This window comes from Vibrio sp. 1978, from assembly GCF_033344345.1.
This window is the reverse complement of record NZ_JAWPOP010000020.1, coordinates 18,582-40,750: the sequence shown is the minus strand read 5'-3', so window position 1 is coordinate 40,750 and position 22,169 is coordinate 18,582. Positions and strand designations below refer to the sequence as shown.

Genomic DNA, 22,169 nt, shown 5'->3' with positions numbered 1-22,169 from the left:
GCTAGCTAAATCAATTTATTAACAAGTTTATAAAAGACAACTTTTAGTTGCAGGAAGCTATGAAACTCAAACTATCTAAGCTAAATATTGCAGTGGTAAGTGCAATTACTCTTTCACCTTTCGGCGTTTCAGCGGAAAGTAACGACCAAGTCCAAGCAATGGAAACAATGGTTGTTACCGCAAGCCGTTCTCAACAGCTGCTTAACGACGTTCCTCGCTCTGTGACCGTTATCGACCAAGCACAACTTCAATCTCAATTGAACCAAAGCCGCAGCATCAACGATGTGCTTTCAACCTTGGTTCCAGGTATGGGGACTTCTGTTCACGGTAACCTGAGCAGCAAAGGTCAAAACCAAATCCGTGGTCGTCGCGTTCTGCTATTGATTGACGGTGTTGCACAAAACAACAGCTTCCTAGATTTTGGCCAAGAGTTGTCGGCGATTGATCCGCAAAACGTTGAGCGTATCGAAGTTATCCGCGGTGGTTCTGCGGTATACGGCCTTGGCGCACAGGGCGGTATCATCAACGTGATCACCAAAATGCCAGAAGAAGGCGCAGTAGAATATCGCACTAAAGTTGGCACAAGCTTCCAAGAGTTTGGTAGCGATGCGTTCACTTGGAACGTTTACCAAGAAGCGACTGGCGGTGATAAGAAAGATCAATGGCGTTTAGGTCTGGGTTACGAGCAACGTGGCGGCAGCTACGATGCTAACGGTGACCGCCTACCTTCGGTAAACAACGAAGATGACATGGACAACCTAAACGTAAACGGCGTTTGGAACCGTAACATCGACGAAGATCGTTCACTGACTTTGACTGTTGGCGTTCGTAACATTACTGACAACGACGGCTGGTGTGCAGCGAATGGCGATGCAGCTAACGGCAAACCTGCCGAAGCGGTTCACTGTGGCCCAGGTTACAACAACGGCGTTGCAGGCAAAGATGGCGCGAAACCAAACGATGTGACACGTACGTTCGCTAACTACCAAGCGCGTTACCAAGATCTGGGCTTTAGCTTAGGTATGCTCGATGTAACGGGTTACTGGATGGCTCAAGATACTGAGACGTTCACGCTTGCGATGAAAGATAAGAACCCAAATTCTCCAACCTTTGGTCAAACGCTATATGGCCACAACGAGACAGATTTTGATCGTTTCGGCGTGAAAGCCAACATCTCTAGCCAAATTGATTGGGCATTCGTGACTTGGGGTATGGACGTTGAACAACAGTCGTTCAAACAGCCAAACAGCGTCGGTTTCTACAACAACACACCGGATGTAGAGCAATTTGCTATCGCACCATTCGCACAGTTCATTACTGATGTAAGCGATAACACAGTTCTTTCTTACGGTATCCGTTACGAGTACGTTCGCCTAAGCGTGGATGATTTCACGGTAGGTAACACGCACAACAATGCAGGTGATCAAGTTCAAGGCGGTGATCCGTACTTTGACGAGTTCCTATTCAACATTGGTGTGACACACGATCTGACCGACAACCACCAGCTGTTTGCATCTTTCGCGCAAGGTATGTCAACGAACGAAGCACTACGTGACATTCGTTCTGGCAACAGCTCAACAGTTGAAGGTGCTATCAAGCCAATTACTACTGACAACTACGAAGTGGGTGTGCGTGGTTTCCTTGGTGAAGCGGACTACTCTCTTGCAGCGTTCTACAGCGAATCTGACCTAGGTTCGACACTGAACGTAAACGAAGCCGGCGATGCGCTAGAAAGTACTCGTGCACCAGAAAAAGTTTGGGGTGCGGAAGCAACGCTTGGTTACAGCATTCTTGCTAACCTTCGTACAGACAGCACGATCTCTTGGCAAGAAGGTGAGCGTAAACTTAACGAAGACAGCGGCTGGGAACCACTAGACGGCACGCGTATCGCACCATTGAAAGTAACGTCTGTTATCAGTTACGACGCTTACGAATTCGGTCGCTACAACATGACGCTGGTTTACTCAGGCAACCGTGATAAAGAAGATGAAATCACTTCTGGCGCGAAATACGCAGTAGACAGCTACTTCGTTGCAAACGCTGGTGTGGACTACGATCTTCCGTTCGGTACGTTAAGCTTCGCTGTTGAAAACCTATTCAACGAAGACTACATGACGGCGTACGCGCAATCAGAGCGTAACAACTCACGTTACTACAACGCACCGGGTCGTCGCTTCCACTTGAACTACGAAGTGAAATACTAAACTTAAAACACAGAAAATGCGCTTAATCAGATTAAGCGCATGTCTTTCACTTCTACTGTTATATTCGTGATTTATTACCTTAAAATTCAAATTAGTGCCGGGTACTAGCTTTGTTTCCTAAATCAGGCAACTAAATCTTCAACCCATGAGCTGAGCAGCTAAGTTCACTCATATACTTAGGCTAATAGCCAGCCTCGCTACAGAACAACCAATTGGAAACACAACAACCAAGCTTTAATCACCCGCTGTTAACGGACATTTTTAATTAAGAGACGGTTCAGCTATGGAAGCAAATCAAGCAAGGGAACCAACCTGGAAGACCTCGCCTATTTAATGACTTAGCGATTACGATGGCTCCTATGGTTAAGCATGTATTTTCATTGCCGCTTAGTTAAGTTTGAGAAATTACAATGCTCAAGTTGGAAAAACCTACGCCATGATAGAAGTGTTAAACAAACTCACTTAGCTAGGTATTTCATCCTAAAGCAGATATAAAATAGCCCCTTCAAAAATGTCATAAACATAAAAAGCAATAGACTTATGAAGAGGCAATATCAAATTATGGTTGCACCAAATATCAATATATGGTTGCTTTTACACTTTTTACATTCAGTCGATTTACTCTTTACCGAACACGTTGTTCTCTTGTTCTTGAACACGGATGAATGTAGTACGCTTGGTTAGCTCTTTAAGCTTTGCTGCACCTACGTATGTACATGTTGAGCGAACGCCGCCAAGGATGTCTTGAATAGTGCCGTGAACACTACCACGGTATGGCAATAATACGGTTTTACCTTCGGCCGCACGGTAGCCAGCGACACCACCTGAGTGCTTGTCCATCGCGCTCTTCGACGACATGCCATAGAATTTCATGAACTTCTCGCCGTCTTTCTCGATCACTTCGCCGCCTGACTCTTCGTGACCCGCTAGCATCCCACCTAGCATTACGAAATCCGCGCCACCACCGAATGCTTTCGCTACGTCACCCGCACAAGAACAGCCACCGTCACCGACGATCATGCCACCAAGGCCGTGCGCTGCATCACCACACTCGATGATTGCAGAAAGCTGCGGGTAACCAACACCCGTTTTTACACGAGTTGTACATACAGAGCCTGGGCCGATACCCACTTTAACGATGTCTGCACCAGCTAGGATTAGCTCTTCACACATATCACCAGTAACCACGTTGCCTGCAGAAATGACCTTGTCTGGGAACTCTGCTCGCACGCGTTCAACATACTCGACCAAATGCTCTGAGTAACCATTTGCAATGTCGATACAAATGAAAATAAATTCATCTGAAAGTGCCATGATGTCTTTGGTTTTTTGGAAGTCTGCGTCAGATGTCCCAGTAGACACCATAACGTTATTCATGGTTACTTTATCTGCTGATTTAGCAAACTCAGCCCAATCTTCTACCGTGTAATGTTTGTGAACAGCGGTCATTACACCATGCTCAGCCAGCGCTTTAGCCATTGCAAAGCTACCAACCGAATCCATGTTTGCTGCGATTACCGGCACACCAGACCATTGACGACCACTATGCTTGAATGTAAAATCGCGGGTTAAATTTACTTGAGAACGGCTCTTAAGGGTAGAACGTTTCGGGCGAAACAGTACATCTTTAAAACCTAACTTAAGTTCTTGTTCGATACGCATTGTGTAATTCCTTGATTCATATGTATATGTGTCATTTCAGAGTGCGTAGTGATTTCGTTGGCAGACGAGTTCACTGTTCTTCGGACACAAAAAAACCGGAGCGTTGGCAGACGCTCCGGTTTTCAGCATTATAGGCTGTGATTTATTTCCTACAAGTCTGATATTTGAATTTTTTTTGTGATACCATCTTGAAAATCGCATATCAAAAACGCTCCCCAAGTCACCAAAACCTCTTATTATTTATAACTATCAACAACTTGAGAAAGCACTTAAGTTAACCCATTGCGCAAACCTTTGCGTCATATCTTAAAAATTAAAACGCATCACCTCTCAAATCTGCCTAAAACTCAATCACCTAATACTAAGATGCCCTGCTAATTCGTAAAAAAGTACTCAAAAAAATCGACCAATTTTCTCTGCAATGCATGAAATCTAATTAATTTCGATAGAGCTCTTGGGTGATAGCGGTACGAAGAGTGCTAACGACATCACTTGCCAAAAGACCAATTTGACCATGCTGACTAACGTTTATATCAGCAGCATGACTGTGAAGTACCACACCTAAACGTGCGGCAACAGAAATTGGTAAACCTTTGGCTAGTAATGCACCAATGACTCCAGATAACACATCTCCCATTCCCCCCGTCGCCATTCCGGCGTTACCCGCTAGACAGACGTACATTCTCGTTCCATCGTAAATAAGCGTCCCCGCGCCTTTTAAAACCACTACACCGCCATAACGCTCTTGCAGTTGTCTTGCAGCAGAGTATCGGTCACTTTCTATTTGTTGAATGGTTACATTTAGTAGTCGAGCAGCCTCTCTAGGATGCGGCGTGATCACTCGATGGTTGTCGTACACCAGAGTGCCATCGCATCGCTGGCTCAGCATCGCTAGAATATTGAGGCCATCAGCATCAACAACTTTAGGTTTCTGCTCTTGAGCCAGATATTGATAGGCTTGATAAGCCCACTCATCATCTCCAAAGCCAGGACCAAACACTAATACGTCAGCCCAGCGAATGCGTTTAGTTAAGTCGTTCTCAGTATCCCTGAGTAAGTCAGCGGTGATGCTCTGGCTCATTACTTCTGGGCAACCAACCTGCAGTGGAATAAGGCTACTCGTGTGAGTAATTGCGGCAGTTAAACCCGCTCCGGCTCTAATCGCAGCGGAGGAACATAAACGAATCGCTCCAGACATCCCTTGATTGCCACCAACACAAAGCAACTTCCCGTTGTCACCTTTATGGACCGTTGGATTTGGCTTGGGCATTAATCTTGAAACAACCTGATGATCAATACCTAATGCACTTTCTACTTCGATAGTATCAAACTTAGTATTGACGCCTAAACCACAAAAGTAGAGCTCGCCAACTCGATCTCTCGCTTGTCCAGTGCATAAGCCTTGTTTAACCCCAATGAAGGTTACAGTATGCTCGGCACGAATAGCATCACCTAAAACTGCACCTGTATTAGCACACAGACCAGAAGGAACGTCGACTGCAATCACAGGGGTATGAATTTGATTAATTTGGTCAATATAGCGACGATACTCCGAACGAACCTCACCGCTTAAACCAGTGCCTAACATGGCATCGATGATCACATCTGCTTCTAGCAATGCGGTATTCCATTCATCCCAATCATTGTTAACACCGTCGATTGACTGCCAGTCTTCGTATGCGCGCAAAGCATCACCTTTTAGCACAGATACATCACCAATTTGGAAAACATGTACATTGAGTTGAGCTTGTTTCGCAAGAGATGCAAATACGTAACCATCGCCACCGTTATTCCCTTTACCGCAAATCACTAAGATATTTTTTGATTTAGGATACAGATGTAAAAAGCGCTCATACACGGCCATACCAGCGCGTTGCATTAAGCTATACATAGAAACACCAGCCATTTGCGCAGCCAGCGTTTCACCGTTTTTTACTTGCTCTGCGGTGTAGAGTTTTAGGGCGAGATTAAAGTCCATATTCACGTTCTACGCATTGGGAAACACAATTATAAGTATACAAAAAAGCCAAGGCGGACCTTGGCTTTTGAGAAAGTTTTTTATCGCTATTGATTCTGAGACATCAGAGCTTCAGCCGTCGCGTCTTGTATAGACAAAAACAACGAGTTGATTTTTCCAGTCGGTGTGCGCATTGGGTTCAACGTAACATTCTGGTACATAAACTCCGCTTGCTGCGTAACTGGTCGAACATTGCGACAGCAGAATAAGTAAGGTCGTTGTCGCCATGTGATGAAGCTGCGACAGCCTAGGTCATACACTGGTTTTGTTTTTAATTTAAACCACTCCTGTGGGATTTCAGGGAAGATATCAAATATAGAACGACCTATCGCATCATGAGACTGCAAACCACTGTGATGAGTCATAAACCCATTCCAGACCTGTACATTGTAATCTCGATCAATGACCACTAAGCCCATGTCAACGTTTTGTACCATATCCACCATCCAATGGAATTGTTCAAACTCTGCTGGCATATTCAACATTAGAACTCCTCCATTAGATAAGACAGTTTGTTATCAAGCAGCGGCAAGGATTCGTCCACAAACATAAACAACAAGTCACAACGAATCGACGTTCCTTCAATGTTGTAGCTCACTTCGAATGTCATCGTGCGGCTGAATGCTCCAGTTGTAGATTCAATGATCGAGTCAATTGAGATATGCTGACCAAGGAGTACTGGTGGACTTTGGAAGAATCGGACTTCAGACTGCTCGCCTAAACCATTTAAGAACGACCCCACCAAAATATTAGAAATATCCATTAGCAGCTCAAGCTCTTCTAGCTCTTCGCTGTCTGCTGGTACTTTCATCAACTTTTTGAGATCAGATACGCTTGAATCACTCAAAATCACTAGCGCTTCGCCAGCAATACCTTCGCCACAAAATCCCTGACAAACACCCGATACGTTGTCATGCGACGCCAAGTCGCGTAGGGCCATGTGAAGTTCGCTCACTTCAAAGATATTGACGTTCGGCAGAGGTAGTTGCACAAACACATCAAAGTGACGCGCCAATGCATCGGCTGCTCGACCAATTGAAACGTTAGCCACTTCCATGTAAATATCGCGACGACGTAAAATCGGTAACTCAATAGAGACAGGCGTGATAATTTGAGGACGAGGTTCTGGCTCGACCAACTCTTTAAGCGCCTTCTTGAGTTCATCTTTGGCGATCGGTTTTTGAATAAACGCTTTTGCACCCAGTGCGAACACGCGCTCTTTCGCTTTAGGTTGGATATCCCCCGACACAACAACCACCGGAGTTTTATCCCCCAACCGTTGCATGTGCTCTAGTGTTTCAAAGCCATCCATTTCTGGCATGGTCAAATCAAGAAACATCAATTTAAACTCGTTTTTTTCGAGTTCTTCTAGCGCGTTTTTTCCGTGGATAGCAAACGTAATATCGGCATTCAATGTGGCTGGTAGTGATCTCGCCATCTGTTTGCGTGCTAACGCTGAATCATCACAGATGAGTACGGGAAAAGACATTCAATCACCTTTTTATATTCCACAATCTGCGCCGGAGTCTAACAGATTGTTACAGCATGTAATACGAGAAAACTGACGAGTTTTTTATTTCTTTATTATTCAATAAGCATACGCAATATGAATGAATGAGTGAACAAAATGACTAAAAAGCAAGCATCACATTCGCTGTTTAGTGACATAAAACAAACATGGGTAAAACTCCTCCACCCAAAGTAAGCAAAAAGTTGCAGCTAACATCCAAAGCCCATTTTTGCTCGAATTTCATTCTTTCCATTTCCATAATGGGTAAACAGTAACGCGCTAAAACTAAAAAGGCACCCTGCTAGAGGATGCCTTTAATAACAATTTCATCGATAAGATATCAATTCTATGGCACACCATGACCTTTAGAAGCCACCCATACGCGATACCATTGCTCTCGAGTAAGTTCGATGTTCAATGCATTAACTGCAGTTTGCACACGCTCGATTTTACCAGAGCCAATGATTGGAATAGGGTTAGATGGCAAACGACGTACCCAGGCATAAATTACTTGGTCAATACTCGCTGCGCCCACTTCTTCACGAATTGCTTCTAATTCGTTACGGACACGAACAGCTTGCTCACTGTCACCACTAAAAATTGAACCTCCACCGAGGCAAGACCAAGCCATTGGTCGCGTACGCAACATTTGCATTTGGTCAAGCGTTCCATCGTGAGCAACCTCAAAGTTAAGTGGGTTGATTTCCACTTGGTTAGTAACCAACGGCTTACCTAAGCGAGATTGCAGCAGTTCAAACTGGCGTGGAGTGAAGTTAGACACGCCAAAGTGCTTCACTTTGCCGACTTTGTGAAGCTCAGAAAATGCTTCTGCAACCTCGTCCGCATCCATTAACACGTCAGGACGATGAATTAAAAGTACGTCGATTTCATCCACATTCAAACGTTCTAGCGAATTATTCACCGATTGGTAGATATGTGCTGAGCTCGTGTCGTAGTGATTGATCTTACGCTCTGGCGTTTTATCGCCACACAAATTGATGTCGCATTTCGTCACGATCTGAATTTGCTCACGAACACTCTTGTCTAAAGCTAACGCTTCACCAAACAACGCCTCACACTCGTAATTACCGTAGATGTCGGCGTGATCGACTGTCGTAATGCCTAACTCAATGTGTTGCTTAAGAAATGACAAACGCTCTTGAGCCGTCATTCCCCACTCAACTGCACGCCAATATCCTTGAACCAGCTCTGAGAACTCTGGGCCTTTTGGTGCAGTTACTACTTTTGCAACCATGGGTTTTCTCCTTCAATTGATCTGCATTCATCGTAGTCTTGTTTTCGTACCAGCTCAACGGGTAAACTTTCGCAATTCGAACTGGAGTACGAAATATGTCTTTTGCCCAACGCCTAGCCACCCTGATCGGAGAAGAAAGCATCAGCGGGTTCGCTCGACGCGTCGATGTGTCTGAAGCTTTAATACGCAAATACCTTAAAGGCAGTGAACCTAGCCTAACCAAAGCAAATCAAATTGCAATGCGCGCCAATTGCTCTCTCGAATGGTTAGCAACGGGATGTGGTTATTTATATCGCCGTGCTGAAGTCGTGGATATGGATGCGTACAAACTTGCCTTTCAACACGTTATGAATCAGCCGTTGTCAGACGATGCAGAAGAGCTACACCGCAAGCTAATCGCAGGCTATCAATACCTGCGCGCTCACAAAAAATCGGATGGTTTTTTGGATGAGTCTGCAATGGCGACCTTCCTATCTCTCCATAAAGAATCTAAAAACGAGTCACTTTGACCTCGATAATTTCGCCATCACTGCGCAATTGCACATTTAAGGACGGTGATGGCGTCAGAAACTCGTCCGGTTTTACCCAAAGCAAACTTCGAATCGTTTCTTGTGGATAGCGGTTCATCAACAAAATAACTTCTTTATCGACAAGCTCGGAAGATTTCTTTTCCAGAGCTTCAACGACATCATAGTGTTCTTGTCCGATAGTAACTCTGCGTAAAACTAACCCATCCTTTCTTAAGTTGAGAAGTAAGTCATTCAGACGCTGCCACTCGTATTCAGTGAGAAACGAGAACTGAGCACTTTCTCTTCTCAAAACCACTTCACCATACAAGTGCTGCTGGTAGTACGAAAAATCATCCAAACAAAATGCGCTGATAAACGTTGAATTGTCTAGCAGCTGCACTTCGCAACTATACCAGCTCCCACTTTTTTCTATACGTTCTTTTAGATTGGAATATGGCATAGCTGACAACGTGTCTTGCCACCAGCTCGGCGTTGAAAGTGCCGGAAACGTTACCGAACAAAAACATAAAGAAAGTAAGAGTCGAAGATAAAAGCGCATGCACTGCTCTAGTTGGTTGACATCGAACCAAGACATTACTAACTGCAAGAAAATGTTCAAGAGAAAAATAGTGGCAGGTGGCGATGAAAGTTATGGTGATGAAAGTTATAACGCAGAAATTAAGAAGGCGCACATGTGCGTGCGCCTCTACCTCGTTACTCAATCGTGAGTGTGCGAATCGGCGATGTCTATTGATGCATCCCGAACATAAAACGAGGACTTACCGTAGGGTTTGAATCCATCCAAATTGTGTGTAAAACCTCACATCCCTCCTTCTGAAGCAGTCATGTTGCTTTACATTTAAAGAATGGTTCATTTTTCTCAAAAAACAAGTTTTTTATCCTAAATTATGAGAGCAATAGCACAATCTGAGTGAATGAATAATATCGCGACACTTCAAACACTCAATAGTGAAAAGCTAAATTGCATCTTTATTGATTAGGTCTAGACTCTGCGAAGCGTATACTTTCTTTCGTCCCTTCCCCCCCGGCAACAGGAGAGCTTGTTAATGACCAAACGCGAGAGAATTGTGAAATCTGTGTTGGCGCACGTACCGAAAGATGCGATTAACCAGTTTGTCTCTCGAGGGTCAACACCATTTTCTGTTCTCATTATGGCCGCCATTGTGGGTACGTTGGCTGGTTTTGTCGGTACGTATTTCGAGCTTGCCGTTCATTTCGTTTCTGAAACACGAACAGAATGGTTAAGAAGCGAAATTGGTAATGTTCTACCGTTGTGGCTGGCAGCGGTTCTCATTAGCGCACTTTTAGCTTTTATTGGCTATTTTCTTGTGCACCGCTTTGCGCCAGAAGCGGCAGGTTCTGGTATTCCTGAAATCGAAGGGGCAATGGATAGTATTCGTCCAGTGCGCTGGTGGCGAGTTCTACCAGTAAAATTCTTCGGCGGCATGGGCGCACTTGGCTCAGGTATGGTGCTGGGTCGTGAAGGCCCAACCGTTCAAATGGGGGGCGCTGTTGGTCGAATGGTGACCGATATATTCCGCGTAAAGGATGACGATACCCGCCACTCCCTGCTCGCTTCTGGTGCTGCTGGCGGTTTGGCTGCGGCTTTTAATGCCCCACTCGCAGGCATTATGTTCGTTGTGGAGGAAATGCGACCTCAGTTTCGCTACTCTTTGATCTCAATTCGCGCAGTGATCATTTCTGCCATTATGGCGAACATAGTGTTTCGCGCCATCAACGGGCAAGACGCCGTTATCACTATGCCGCAATACCAGTCGCCAGAGCTTCAAACCCTATGGCTGTTTTTATTGCTTGGCGCATTGTTTGGCGTGTTTGGCGTGATCTTCAATAAACTGATTACCGTGGCACAAGACAGTTTTGTCGCCATTCACAAAAACGATCGTAAGCGCTACTTGATTGTGGGTTCGCTACTGGGAGGCGTGTTTGGTTTGCTTCTTTTGTACGTACCCCAACTAACTGGTGGTGGTATCGGCCTTATTCCTGACATTACTAACGGTAACTACTCGGTATCTATTTTAGTTTTGCTTTTCTTTGGTCGCGTAATTACAACCCTGCTCTGTTTTGGTTCTGGTGCGCCGGGAGGCATCTTTGCACCTATGCTTGCTCTGGGAACCTTATTTGGCTATGCGTTCGGAGCAAGTGCTGATGTCTTGCTCCCTGCGCTTGATATCGAGCCTGGTGTATTTGCGATTGCGGGCATGGGTGCCCTGTTTGCTGCAACGGTACGTGCACCGATTACTGGTATTCTGTTAGTGATTGAAATGACGAATAACTACTACTTAATCCTGCCATTGATCATTACTTGTTTGGGCGCTGTGATTATTGCTCAATTGTTGGGTGGACAACCTATTTACAGCCAGCTGCTGCATCGTACAATCAAAAACGAAAAGTTACGCCAGCAGGATCTACCGGAGAATCAATCAACATAACATTCTCTTTGTTATCACTTCGCTCCAGACTATCGAAGGGTTTGGAGCGATAAACTCTGCATTTTTACATCTTTTCCCAAATATTCGATACCAAACTCACAAAATTATCATTCTCTGATATTTGCTCACCACCTTTCATGAGAAACCCCTCTCCATACTTGTTAGTATTCGCTACTTAAATAGAGCATTTCATCCAAATCGTCATGTTTCGTTTCATTCAGGCAAAAATCAAATGGAGTAGATTTGAACTGGAGAAGACTTGTGCAGTTTTATAGTGTCCCGCCGTCTCAAGCCGCGTTGGCACTAGGTATGATAGGTTTAGGGCAAGCTTGGGCACTCTATGTTCCTGAGATTGGTGAACCGATACGCCCATTTTTGGCGTCACTCGGCGCACTTTTACTCGCCCCTGTACTCATAAAATATGCCGCTAATCCACGATTATTCATGGTCGACATTCGTCACCCGCTGAGTGGTAGTTTAATGGCACCAATGAGTATGGCGTTACTGATCCTTGCAGATTATCTTGCCGCTGTAGCGCCTATCATCGCTTATCCACTTTGGTTTATGGCGCTTTTGCTGCATTTTACTATGATGGTGCTGTTTTTTAGCTTTCAGCTAATGAACTTCAAAATGTCCAATATCGTACCGAGTTGGTTTCTTTATCCGGTGGGGCTGATCAGTAGTTCACTAGCCGGTTCTCAACTAGGTCACAACTTATTCTCCGAAACGCTAGCGATGATGTGCATCGGCATTTATTTCTTCATGCTGCCACTCGTGTTGTATCGTTTGGTGTTTTTCGGCTCTCTACCAAGGCGAGCAAGACCGACCCTCGCGATTATGGCCGCGCCGGTAAACTTATCATTAGCAGCATACTTGGTGAACTTTCCCTTACCTGATCCGATACTAACAGGCGCATTGGCCGGGATCGCCATCACTATGACTTTATTGATCTACTTATGTTACTTCCGCTTACTTCGCTTGAAGTTTCAACCTTCTATCGCGGCAGTAACCTTTCCTTCCGTGATCAGCGCTATCGCAATGCATCGCTTAACCTCTTTTTTTGCCGAATCGCACCCTCACTGGCACTGGCTACACGACTTTGGTTTTCTAGAGCTCAGTATCGCGACTGTATTGGTTGTTTGGGTATCGGCAGGTTACGTCAAAATGTATTGGCCAGAAATCATGAAGTCATTTTCTAAACAAGCATAAAAAAAGGATGGCGTTTGCCATCCTCTTAGAAACTTGCTTAGTTACCTAGCGTAAACCGTGCAGAAATTCGGCACGTGTTGCTGGATTGCTTTTGAAGATACCACCCAACGCTGTCGTCGTCGTTTCGCTGGTTGCATCCATCACACCGCGAGATTTCACACAGTAGTGTGTTGCGTCAATTGTCACTGCTACATCATCAGACTCAAGCAACGTTTGAAGTGCAACAAGAATCTGCTGAGTCATACGCTCTTGAACTTGTGGACGCTGGGCAAAGAAGCGAACAATACGGTTGATCTTTGATAGGCCAATGATCTTGCCACGTGGAATGTAAGCCACAGCAGCTTTGCCATCGATGGTCACAAGGTGGTGTTCACAAGTGCTGGTCACGGTGATGTCCTTCACGCGAACCATCTCGCTCACGTTCATCTTGTTCTCAATCACTGTGATTTTAGGAAAGTTGGAGTAATCCAGACCAGAGAAGATTTCGTCAACGTACATCTTAGCAATGCGGTGAGGGGTCTCTTCTAGGCTATCGTCGGTAAGGTCAAGTTGAAGTAGACCTAAGATCTCACGCATGTGGTGTTCGATCTTCTCTTTCTTCTCTTCACGACTTACGTTGTTTGGACGCATTGGCGTTTCCAAACCGCGTTGCTCTAGCGCTTCTTTTACTAACTTCGCTGACTCGCTAAGACCTGACATTCCACTTCCTCTTTTGTTACTTCCGCTTCAATACAAACCCAATCAAAATTGCATTCATATTTTTCGCTTTGAGCTGCTCAGTTTCGTGTCTTTACACCAAGTCACATCAAATATAGGTACTGAGCTGATTTTATTGAGCTCCGCGGGCTTTTTACCCCTTTCGGATGGCTGACAAGGATACTCGGATTTTTGAATAATTACACCCATATTTTATAGGTGGACATTCTTACTCGGTCCCCTTTTTATGGTAAAGTTGCCACAAAACAAAAGAACACAGGATTTTCTCAATGGGCTGCTGCGACGCACCTGGCTTGATGCCAATTGAAGAAGCGATGGACAAAATGCTATCGCGAATCAAACCTATCCAAACAACGCTTTCTCTTCCACTTGCTGAAGCACTCGGTTTTGTACTGGCAGAAGACATCCTGTCTCCTATTCACGTACCGCCATTCGATAACTCAGCAATGGATGGCTACGCTATTCGCATTCAAGATCTTGAGTCATCTTCTGTATTGCCTCTGGCAGGTAAATCATTTGCAGGACAACCTTTTGAAGGTGAATGGCCTCAAGGTACCTGTGTTCGCATCATGACTGGCGCAAAAATCCCACAGGGTTGTGATGCCGTTATCATGCAAGAAAACACAGAAGTAACGGATACTGGTATTCAGTTCAACCAAACTGACGTGAAGCCGCAAAACAACATCCGCCCAACAGGTGACGACATCAAACAAGGCGACATCGTACTGGCAAAAGGCGCACGTTTAACACCTCGCGATATTCCGATGATTGCGTCTCTTGGTGTGAGCCATGTGACAGTAGTACGTAAGCCAAAAGTTGCTTTCTTCTCTACTGGTGATGAACTTAAACCACTAGGCGAGCCCCTAGACGAAGGTCAAATCTACGACAGTAACCGTTACGGCATTAAACCGCTTATTGAGAACTTCGGTTGTGAAGCCGTAGATCTTGGCATCATTCCAGATTGCCCAGAGACTCTAAAAGCAACCTTTGAACAAGCGCAAACATTGGCAGATGTGGTTGTGACCTCAGGCGGTGTCAGTGTAGGCGAAGCGGATTACACCAAAGACATCCTTGAAGAACTTGGGGAAATCGGTTTCTGGAAGCTAGCAATCAAGCCGGGTAAACCTTTCGCATTTGGTAAGCTAAGTACAGCTTGGTTCTGTGGTCTGCCAGGTAACCCGGTTTCTGCAGTCCTTACTATGTACGTGCTTGTTCAACCAATGCTGGCAAAACTTGCAGGCCATACCGAATGGAAAGCACCCGAGTCTATTCCAGCAACAACCAAAACCGCCTTTAAGAAAGCGCCAGGTCGTACCGATTACCAACGTGGCATCTATACATTGGAAGATGGCAAGTTTGTGGTTGAAACAACCGGTAACCAAAGCTCTGGTGCATTCCGCTCAATGAGCCTAGCGAACTGTTTTGTTGTATTGGAACGTGAACGCGGCCGAGTTGAAGTGGGCGAAACGGTTCAGATTCAACTATTCAACTCAACCCTTTACTAGGAAGACGTTGTGGATATTCTTTCCGATCAGGAAATGTTGCGTTACAACCGCCAAATCATTCTTCGTCAGTTTGACTTTGAAGGACAAGAAGCACTCAAACAAGCATCGGTATTGATGCTTGGTGCTGGCGGTTTAGGCTGTGCATCGAGCCAATATTTGGCGACGGCTGGTGTCGGTAAAATCACGCTGATTGATGATGATATCGTCGAGCTGTCTAACCTTCAGCGCCAAGTGCTGCACCACGATGCGGATATTGGTCGTAAGAAGGTAGAGTCGGCGGCCGATGCGCTACGCGAGCTTAACCCGCACATTATCGTAGATACCATCGCAAAACGTCTTGATGATACCGCGTTAGAGAGCCTGATTACGGAGCACACTATTGTTGTCGATGCATCAGATAACGTTGATACGCGCAATCAACTTAACCGCCTATGTTTTGCGGCCAAAACACCGCTAGTTTCAGGCGCGGCCATTCGCATGGAAGGCCAAGTGAGTGTGTTTACTTATGATGACCCAGCGCAACCATGTTACCAGTGCTTAAGTGCCCTCTTCGGCAGCGGTGCGTTAAGTTGTGTCGAAGCCGGAGTCATGGCTCCTGTTGTGGGTATTGTTGGCGCAGTACAAGCGATGGAAGCGATTAAAGTGATTGCTGATTACGGCCAACCAAAGAAAGGCAAAATTCTGATTTTGGACGCGCTCAGCATGTCTTGGCGAGAAATGAATCTGATGAAAATGCCCACCTGTCCGGTTTGTAGTTAGTTCTAAACCTCTAATCATTCCCAAAAAGCCCAACTCAATGTTGGGCTTTTTCTCATTTTGACAATCAGATTTACAACCCTTCTTCTTACAAATATTAAATCAATAAAATTCAACAACTTAAAACTTGGCACATTCCTTTCATTGCATATATCACGAACCAATGAGAGGGCGAATTATGAAAAGGACATCACTACTACTTGGGTCTCTAATAGCGAGCGCTTACGCACAAGCGGCGCCATTTGATACGTGCCCAAGCCAAGCATACCTGTTCCAATCAACCCCGGTTCAAATCTATGGCGTCAATTTGGTTACAGGCTCTACGACTCTTTTAGAGGACGACACAGGTTTGGCTTCGGGCATCAACGGTGTAGGCTTTAACTTCACTGACCGTTATATCTACGGCTACGACACCACAAACAAAAAGATTGTTCGTCTTGGTAAAGACTTCCAAGCAGAGACGCTTGATGTTTCGGGCCTTCCTACCGACCACACGTTTTACGTAGGTGACGTTTACAACCACGTCTACTACTTGTACCGCAAAGGCAAAGGACTTTTCTCCATTGACCTTTCTCCGCTCGATTCTGATCCAAATGCGACATTGAGCATCGTGAAAATCAGCTCAACAGCGACAGTGAACCTAACCGACTTTGCATTCCATCCAGGTGATGGCTCCCTTTACGGCATCGACAACAACTCTGGTGTGCTATATCAGTTCAACCCATCAAATGGTAGCGCAACTGCGATAGGTGACACAGGTGAGAAAGGCACATTTGGTGCTGGCTACTTCGATGTAAACGGCAACTACTACGTGTCACGTAACCAAGATGGCAAAATCTATCGCGTTGACCTTTCGGAAGGTAACGCAGCCAATATCGCAGCAGGTATCGTTCCTGCGGTTGAGTTTGTATCCAACGGTCCAAGCTCAAGCCAAAATGACGGTGCACGTTGTGCAAATGCTCCCGTGATTGACGAAGACGAGCCAATTGATTTTGGTGATGCTCCAGACAGCTATCACACCACGCTTGCGTCAAACGGTCCTCGCCACGAAGTGGACGGTGTAACTTGGCTTGGTTCTGTTGCTCCAGATGGTGATGCAGACGGTCAGGCAAACGACAACTCTGTTGGCACCGCTGATGAAGATGGTGTTGGTTTTGTATCCGCACTTGACCCAAGCTTAAGTTCAATTGTGAATGTGACGGCTTCTACTTCTGGCTACCTATCAGCATGGTTTGACTGGAACCGCGATGGTGACTTTGATGATGAAGGCGAACAAGTCTTTACTGACCAATTACTGTCTGCGGGTAATAATCCCCTACCGTTTGTCGTTTCAACCGCTGCAACGGAAGGTTCAAGCTGGAGTCGATTCCGCTTTAGCCAACAAACCGGATTAAACTACGATGGTGGTTCGACATCTGGTGAGGTGGAAGATTACCCAATTACCATCACTGGTAATGGCTACTCAGTGGAATATTTCCCGAGTGCAGAAGATTACGCCACCGTGGCTTATGAAGATAATTGGCCATACACCGCAGACTACGACATGAACGATGTGGTCGTGAAATTCCGCATCACTGAAACCAGTCTTGCTGGTCATGTTGAGAATATCCAGATTACAGGTGACCTAGCGGCCTACGGCGCAAGTTACAAAAATGGCTTCGCAATCCGACTACCGGGTGTATTGAGAAGCTCGATTGAAAACGGATTAACAACGCTATCCTTCAATGGTGTAGAACAAGCATCTAATGGTTTGGAAAGTATTTCTGATGAAGCCATTTTCATCATCAGTGAAGACTTAAGCACACACGCGGCTAGCAGCTGTAGCTACTTCCGTACCGAGTCTGGCTGTGATGATAACGTTTCACTCACCTTTACCTTGAATGTGTACTTCACTGAAGGATCTGACCGTTCAGCCATTCAAGCCATGCCATACGACCCGTTCATCTTCGCAACGCCGGGGACTTACCATGGCGACGGGATTACCTTCCAACCAGGTCGTAAATGGGAAGTTCACTTAGCAGACCAAGCACCAACAGAACAGTTTGATGACCAAAACCTCTTCGGTGTCGGCGTCGATGCAAGTGACCCTGCGCAAGGTGTGTACTTCAAAACAGCAAACAACTTACCTTGGGCACTGTTGATAGTAGAAGATTGGGATTGGCCGCTAGAGCGTGTAGACATGGTCGATGCATACCCTCAATTCCAAACTTGGGCTGAGTCTGGTGGCGAACGAAGCACAGATTGGCACACCGCTCCAACACCTAACAAATGCTACATTCCATAGGGAGATAACATTATGAAAGCACTTATCACAATCATCATGGGATTAGCACTAACAGCTTGTGGCGGTGGCGGCGGAGGTGGTAACAGTACACCACCTTCACCAACCCAAACCACCGTTGCAGAGGAAGACACAACCCAGCAGGAAGAAATAACCGTAGAAGAGACTACCGTAACTGTAGAAAATGCAACCATGCAGGACCTAGTAGTACCGGATGGCTTTAGCTACAACCCAGTGACGGAGGGTACGCTCAATGTAGACATCAGTGGTTTCTCTTCACAACGTGCACACCTAAGCGTGTACAAAGAGTTTGTCGAGAACAGTTCAGGTAACTACGATGCAAAATATCCAAGCAAAGTCGCATCGGTTCCACTCAACAACGGTACAGCAAACGTCGACTTTAATGTTTCTGATAGCCAAGGTAGCCTACTTGTTGAAATTTGGTTCTATGACGGCAGTGACCCAATTCAGAAAGTGATTACTTCTGGAGACAACACTTGGACCATGTAACTAGATAGATTGAAGGCATAGCGAAAGCGACCTTTCATCATAAATCTTCAATCTCAAGCTTAAAAATCGCATCGTTCTTTTGAACATGCGATTTTTTTGTTGTAAAACAGTAAGATTATCCACCTAGCAAACTAAAGACAATGCAAGCACTGATTAGTACTGATGAACTCAATAGCCTTCTCGGCCAACCTAACGTCAAGCTCCTCGACGCTAGTATTGCGTTTCAAATCCCTTCTGAAGGCAAAAAGATTCAAGATAAGTGGATTCCAAATACTTTACGCTTTGATTACGACAATGACTTTTGCTTACCCGGTTCTTCTCTGCCGCATATGATGCCAACAGAAGAAGGCTTCAACCAAAATGCGAAACAACTCGGTTTGAACAACGAAGATTTGATTGTGGTTTACGACAACTCTGGCACTTTAGCCGCGCCAAGAGCTTGGTGGATGTTCAAAGCTATGGGACATGATAATGTTCGAGTCTTAAACGGCGGTCTTCCTGCTTGGATTGAAGCCGGATTTCCTGTCGAAAGTGCCCTATCGCAACCAAGCGAAGAAGGCAACTTTGCGGGCAAGCTCAACCAAAATGCCTTTTTGAGTGCACAAGATGTTCTTGCTCATTCAACCAATAAAAGTGCCAATATCATCGATGCCAGAGCCAAAGCTCGCTTCCTTGGTGAAGTGCCTGAGCCACGAGAAGGTCTACGTAGTGGGCACATTCCAAATTCGGTTTGCTTACCGTTTCAAGAACTCTTGACCAACGGTCACATTAAACCAAATTCAGAGTTGCAACAGATATTTAGCGCACTAACGATAGATAGTGACAATTCGATTATTTTTAGTTGCGGTTCCGGTGTAACCGCATGCATTTTATTACTCGCGGCGTATCAAATTGGTCTGGACAACCTGTCGGTGTACGACGGTTCTTGGACCGAATGGGGTGCAGACCACTCTCTACCTATCGAGTGTTAAGACAAGTGTCTGTTTAACAAAGTATCTTACGTTTATCTAAAGATGATGTGTTCCAATAAACTAAACGCAGCTTCTAAACCAAACTTGTCATTTCGAAATAGAAACTGGCTATGAGTGATTTGTCCCTCCTCATAGCCTGACTACATCAAAAGCCGACTATTTCCGTTAGCGTTCAGATGTCGCGTTACCGTGCATTTGCTCATCTAAGTTGAGCACGGTTAATGCGTTGCTAACGCTCGTGGCGATCACGTCTATCGCTCCAGTTCTTAATGCTCCGAGTAGAGCGAGTGGCTTGCTGTTCTCAGCTGCGATCGCAATAACTTCCGAGATCGGCCGAAACTCTTCAATACCAAGTCCAATTACTCGGTCACTCATTACCGTGTTCGCTACATTACCGTGAATATCAAAGAAGTCATAACCTGCAAAATCCCCTACCACACCTTGTTGAAGTCTCGACTGAACCACTTCATCAGGCGTAAACCAACCTAAGTCGACCATGTAACTGTTTTCGCTCATGTCACCAATACCAACCAAAGCAACATCGGCTTTACGTGCTAGGTCGAGCGTTTGTTTCACGGTTGCATTTTGCATGAAGGCCAACTTCTGTTCTCTATTTTCTGCGTATGCCGGCGCATAAAGGGTTTCAGAGGTCCCCCCATATTTCTTCGCCAACTGACGACAAATATGGTCGGCGTTATACATACCGCCACGCGGGTGAATACCACCAATACCACACACAAATTTACAGTCACGCGGCGTAATAACACCAATATGGTGAGCGACAGACGACACGTTGCGCCCTTGTCCGACCGTCACCACCATGCCGTTTTTGAGCGTGCTAGTGAGATAATTGGACACCAATCCCGATACCTGTAGTCGTTGCGCTTCTTCATTCGGTTGATCAAGAGCAACAAGCGCGCGCTTAACGCCGAATCGCTCGATCAAACGTTGTTCAATCTTGGCGCTGAACACCGGATGGTATTTAACGGTAATTTCAACAATGCCTTCATCACGCGCCTGCTTGAGCATTCGCCCGACCTTTGCGCGTGATATGGCAAATTTTCTCGATATCTCTTCCTGAGTCGCACCGTCTTGATAATACGCGACGGAAATCTCTGTCAACAAATCCGTGTTTTCAATGGAAATATCTTGATTAGAACTGCTCATGGTTTCTCTCGCCCTTTAAGAGGATCGATATTGTATGCAATAAGTGAACATATGCTCATTGACTTAGCATATGTTCTTTATCAATTTAAACGCTACATTTGCTCATCGCAATAACATTTTCTCACTACAATTTTTTACCCTCTTGGACAACGCTCAAGCTTTGAACAATAAGGGCAAACGTTTATTTGGGTTAACCACTAAACACACAGTAAAAAAACGTTGATGAAGTTCACTATAAGTCCATTTCAGCGATTGACTTTCAGCATAGATAGGATAAATATGGACACATCATTTACTCAGCTATCGATCAAATGTTCATAGCATTTGTTCGGTAACGAAATTTTCCGTAGTTGGCTGAGCAGATGTCTCATTAAATGCGATGAGACGGTTAGCTAACTCGCTTGCAAATGCACAAGCTGTGATAACAAAAATCACGCTTAAGCCCATTTAAATAGGATGATCGATTATGAGCAACAAGTTAGAGCAACTTCGTAAACTAACGACTGTAGTAGCAGACACTGGCGAGATTGATGCAATTAAAAAGTATCAGCCAGAAGACGCAACAACTAACCCTTCTCTTATCCTTAAAGCCGCTCAAATCGCAGAGTACGCACCTCTAATCGATGCTTCAATCGAATACGCTAAAGCACAGAGCAACGACAAAGCTCAACAAGTTCAAGATACTTGTGACATGCTTGCAGTAAACATCGGTAAAGAAATCCTAAAAACTATCCCAGGTCGTATCTCTACAGAAGTAGACGCTCGTCTATCTTACGATATGGAAGGCAGCGTAGCGAAAGCTCGTCAACTAGTGAAAATGTACAACGATGCTGGCATCACTAACGACCGTATCCTTATCAAACTGGCTTCAACTTGGGAAGGCATTCGCGCAGCTGAGATCCTAGAAAAAGAAGGCATCAACTGTAACCTAACGCTTCTATTCTCGTTCGCTCAAGCACGTGCTTGTGCAGAAGCGGGTGTATTCCTAATCTCGCCATTCGTTGGTCGTATCATGGACTGGTACAAAGCGAAAGAAGGCCGTGACTTCGAAGCTCAAGAAGATCCAGGCGTACTATCTGTAACTAAGATCTACAACTACTACAAAGAATACGGCTACAAAACTGTAGTTATGGGCGCAAGCTTCCGTAATATCGGTGAGATCTTAGAACTAGCTGGTTGTGACCGTCTAACTATCGCTCCTGCTCTACTTGCAGAACTAGAAGCAGCTGAAGGTGAAGTAGTTGAGAAACTAGTTGATTCTAAAGGCGCAGCTGAGCGTCCAGCACCAATGACTCACGCTGAATTCCTATGGGAACATAACCAAGACCCAATGGCTGTTGAGAAGCTGGCTGAAGGTATCCGCAACTTCGCCGTTGACCAAGGCAAACTAGAAGCGATGATCGAAGCTAAGCTTTAATTGCTTAC

Annotated in this window: 18 protein-coding genes; 10 read left to right on the top strand and 8 right to left on the bottom strand. The window is 45.3% G+C overall.

From position 1 onward, the window contains the following. Window positions 1–59 precede the first annotated feature (59 nt). Window positions 60–2,204 (top strand): TonB-dependent receptor, encoded by a 2,145-nt coding sequence (locus R8N49_RS17965; protein ID WP_186585434.1) that lies wholly within the window; start codon window positions 60–62, stop codon window positions 2,202–2,204. Window positions 2,205–2,822: 618 nt separating this feature from the next. Here the strand turns inward: R8N49_RS17965 and R8N49_RS17960 are convergent. The 5 genes from R8N49_RS17960 to R8N49_RS17940 all read right to left on the bottom strand — a co-directional run bounded on the left by R8N49_RS17960 (window position 2,823) and on the right by R8N49_RS17940 (window position 8,648). Then, entirely contained in the window at window positions 2,823–3,866 is a 1,044-nt protein-coding gene (locus tag R8N49_RS17960) for a GMP reductase (protein WP_005373458.1), read from the bottom strand. 436 nt (window positions 3,867–4,302) lie between these two features. Further along, window positions 4,303–5,844: an NAD(P)H-hydrate dehydratase gene (locus R8N49_RS17955; protein ID WP_186585436.1), complete on the bottom strand. Its 1,542-nt coding sequence runs from the start codon at window positions 5,842–5,844 to the stop codon at window positions 4,303–4,305. A gap of 86 nt (window positions 5,845–5,930) precedes the next feature. Next, on the bottom strand, window positions 5,931–6,368 hold the full coding sequence (locus R8N49_RS17950; RefSeq protein WP_005373463.1) for a PAS domain-containing protein: 438 nt from the start codon (window positions 6,366–6,368) through the stop codon (window positions 5,931–5,933). Continuing rightward, complete coding sequence (locus R8N49_RS17945) at window positions 6,368–7,372, bottom strand: response regulator (RefSeq protein WP_005373466.1); 1,005 nt, start codon at window positions 7,370–7,372, stop codon at window positions 6,368–6,370. Before R8N49_RS17945 ends, R8N49_RS17950 begins: the two co-directional genes overlap by 1 nt. Window positions 7,373–7,739: 367 nt before the next feature. Next, window positions 7,740–8,648 (bottom strand): aldo/keto reductase, encoded by a 909-nt coding sequence (locus R8N49_RS17940; RefSeq protein WP_005387688.1) that lies wholly within the window; start codon window positions 8,646–8,648, stop codon window positions 7,740–7,742. Between the two features lie 95 nt (window positions 8,649–8,743). Between R8N49_RS17940 and R8N49_RS17935 the strand changes: the two genes are divergently transcribed. After that, window positions 8,744–9,157 (top strand): helix-turn-helix domain-containing protein, encoded by a 414-nt coding sequence (locus tag R8N49_RS17935; protein WP_005387686.1) that lies wholly within the window; start codon window positions 8,744–8,746, stop codon window positions 9,155–9,157. Here the strand turns inward: R8N49_RS17935 and R8N49_RS17930 are convergent. Further along, complete coding sequence (locus R8N49_RS17930) at window positions 9,138–9,752, bottom strand: hypothetical protein (RefSeq protein ID WP_250157666.1); 615 nt, start codon at window positions 9,750–9,752, stop codon at window positions 9,138–9,140. The two genes, R8N49_RS17935 and R8N49_RS17930, sit on opposite strands and share 20 nt — an antisense overlap. A gap of 472 nt (window positions 9,753–10,224) precedes the next feature. On the opposite strand from R8N49_RS17930, the gene clcA reads away from it, so the two are divergent. Next, window positions 10,225–11,628 (top strand): H(+)/Cl(-) exchange transporter ClcA, encoded by a 1,404-nt coding sequence (clcA, locus tag R8N49_RS17925; protein WP_186585438.1) that lies wholly within the window; start codon window positions 10,225–10,227, stop codon window positions 11,626–11,628. Between the two features lie 261 nt (window positions 11,629–11,889). Beyond that, a complete protein-coding gene (locus R8N49_RS17920; protein WP_005373475.1) occupies window positions 11,890–12,837 on the top strand; it encodes a TDT family transporter in 948 nt (315 codons plus the stop codon). 45 nt (window positions 12,838–12,882) lie between these two features. On the opposite strand, the gene folE is transcribed toward R8N49_RS17920, so the two are convergent. Beyond that, on the bottom strand, window positions 12,883–13,536 hold the full coding sequence (gene folE / locus R8N49_RS17915) for a GTP cyclohydrolase I FolE (protein WP_005373478.1): 654 nt from the start codon (window positions 13,534–13,536) through the stop codon (window positions 12,883–12,885). A gap of 287 nt (window positions 13,537–13,823) precedes the next feature. Here folE and moeA point away from each other — a divergent pair, with 287 nt between their 5' ends. The 5 genes from moeA to R8N49_RS17890 all read left to right on the top strand — a co-directional run bounded on the left by moeA (window position 13,824) and on the right by R8N49_RS17890 (window position 19,577). Continuing rightward, complete coding sequence (gene moeA, locus R8N49_RS17910) at window positions 13,824–15,059, top strand: molybdopterin molybdotransferase MoeA (RefSeq protein WP_045412151.1); 1,236 nt, start codon at window positions 13,824–13,826, stop codon at window positions 15,057–15,059. Between the two features lie 9 nt (window positions 15,060–15,068). Next, complete coding sequence (gene moeB / locus R8N49_RS17905; protein ID WP_186585440.1) at window positions 15,069–15,818, top strand: molybdopterin-synthase adenylyltransferase MoeB; 750 nt, start codon at window positions 15,069–15,071, stop codon at window positions 15,816–15,818. A gap of 175 nt (window positions 15,819–15,993) precedes the next feature. Further along, entirely contained in the window at window positions 15,994–18,099 is a 2,106-nt protein-coding gene (locus tag R8N49_RS17900; protein ID WP_186585441.1) for an LruC domain-containing protein, read from the top strand. Between the two features lie 12 nt (window positions 18,100–18,111). Next, window positions 18,112–18,606 (top strand): hypothetical protein, encoded by a 495-nt coding sequence (locus tag R8N49_RS17895; RefSeq protein WP_054701851.1) that lies wholly within the window; start codon window positions 18,112–18,114, stop codon window positions 18,604–18,606. A 140-nt stretch (window positions 18,607–18,746) separates the two neighbouring features. Continuing rightward, window positions 18,747–19,577 (top strand): sulfurtransferase, encoded by an 831-nt coding sequence (locus tag R8N49_RS17890; RefSeq protein ID WP_054701847.1) that lies wholly within the window; start codon window positions 18,747–18,749, stop codon window positions 19,575–19,577. A 165-nt stretch (window positions 19,578–19,742) separates the two neighbouring features. Here R8N49_RS17890 and R8N49_RS17885 read toward each other — a convergent pair whose 3' ends face one another. Continuing rightward, window positions 19,743–20,744, bottom strand: coding sequence for a sugar-binding transcriptional regulator (locus tag R8N49_RS17885; RefSeq protein WP_005387670.1), 1,002 nt, complete (start codon window positions 20,742–20,744; stop codon window positions 19,743–19,745). Between the two features lie 466 nt (window positions 20,745–21,210). On the opposite strand from R8N49_RS17885, the gene tal reads away from it, so the two are divergent. Next, window positions 21,211–22,161, top strand: coding sequence for a transaldolase (gene tal / locus R8N49_RS17880; RefSeq protein ID WP_005373488.1), 951 nt, complete (start codon window positions 21,211–21,213; stop codon window positions 22,159–22,161). Window positions 22,162–22,169: the final 8 nt, after the last annotated feature.

Coding starts and splice junctions, on each gene's coding strand:
- R8N49_RS17890 (WP_054701847.1), top strand. CDS start 18,747: ATGCAAGCACTGATTAGTACTGATGAACTCAATAGCCTTCTCGGCCAA.
- folE (WP_005373478.1), bottom strand. CDS start 13,536: ATGTCAGGTCTTAGCGAGTCAGCGAAGTTAGTAAAAGAAGCGCTAGAG.
- R8N49_RS17955 (WP_186585436.1), bottom strand. CDS start 5,844: ATGGACTTTAATCTCGCCCTAAAACTCTACACCGCAGAGCAAGTAAAA.
- tal (WP_005373488.1), top strand. CDS start 21,211: ATGAGCAACAAGTTAGAGCAACTTCGTAAACTAACGACTGTAGTAGCA.
- R8N49_RS17935 (WP_005387686.1), top strand. CDS start 8,744: ATGTCTTTTGCCCAACGCCTAGCCACCCTGATCGGAGAAGAAAGCATC.
- R8N49_RS17930 (WP_250157666.1), bottom strand. CDS start 9,752: ATGTCTTGGTTCGATGTCAACCAACTAGAGCAGTGCATGCGCTTTTAT.
- R8N49_RS17885 (WP_005387670.1), bottom strand. CDS start 20,744: ATGAGCAGTTCTAATCAAGATATTTCCATTGAAAACACGGATTTGTTG.
- moeA (WP_045412151.1), top strand. CDS start 13,824: ATGGGCTGCTGCGACGCACCTGGCTTGATGCCAATTGAAGAAGCGATG.
- R8N49_RS17895 (WP_054701851.1), top strand. CDS start 18,112: ATGAAAGCACTTATCACAATCATCATGGGATTAGCACTAACAGCTTGT.
- R8N49_RS17900 (WP_186585441.1), top strand. CDS start 15,994: ATGAAAAGGACATCACTACTACTTGGGTCTCTAATAGCGAGCGCTTAC.
- R8N49_RS17940 (WP_005387688.1), bottom strand. CDS start 8,648: ATGGTTGCAAAAGTAGTAACTGCACCAAAAGGCCCAGAGTTCTCAGAG.
- clcA (WP_186585438.1), top strand. CDS start 10,225: ATGACCAAACGCGAGAGAATTGTGAAATCTGTGTTGGCGCACGTACCG.
- R8N49_RS17945 (WP_005373466.1), bottom strand. CDS start 7,372: ATGTCTTTTCCCGTACTCATCTGTGATGATTCAGCGTTAGCACGCAAA.
- R8N49_RS17950 (WP_005373463.1), bottom strand. CDS start 6,368: ATGTTGAATATGCCAGCAGAGTTTGAACAATTCCATTGGATGGTGGAT.
- R8N49_RS17960 (WP_005373458.1), bottom strand. CDS start 3,866: ATGCGTATCGAACAAGAACTTAAGTTAGGTTTTAAAGATGTACTGTTT.
- R8N49_RS17965 (WP_186585434.1), top strand. CDS start 60: ATGAAACTCAAACTATCTAAGCTAAATATTGCAGTGGTAAGTGCAATT.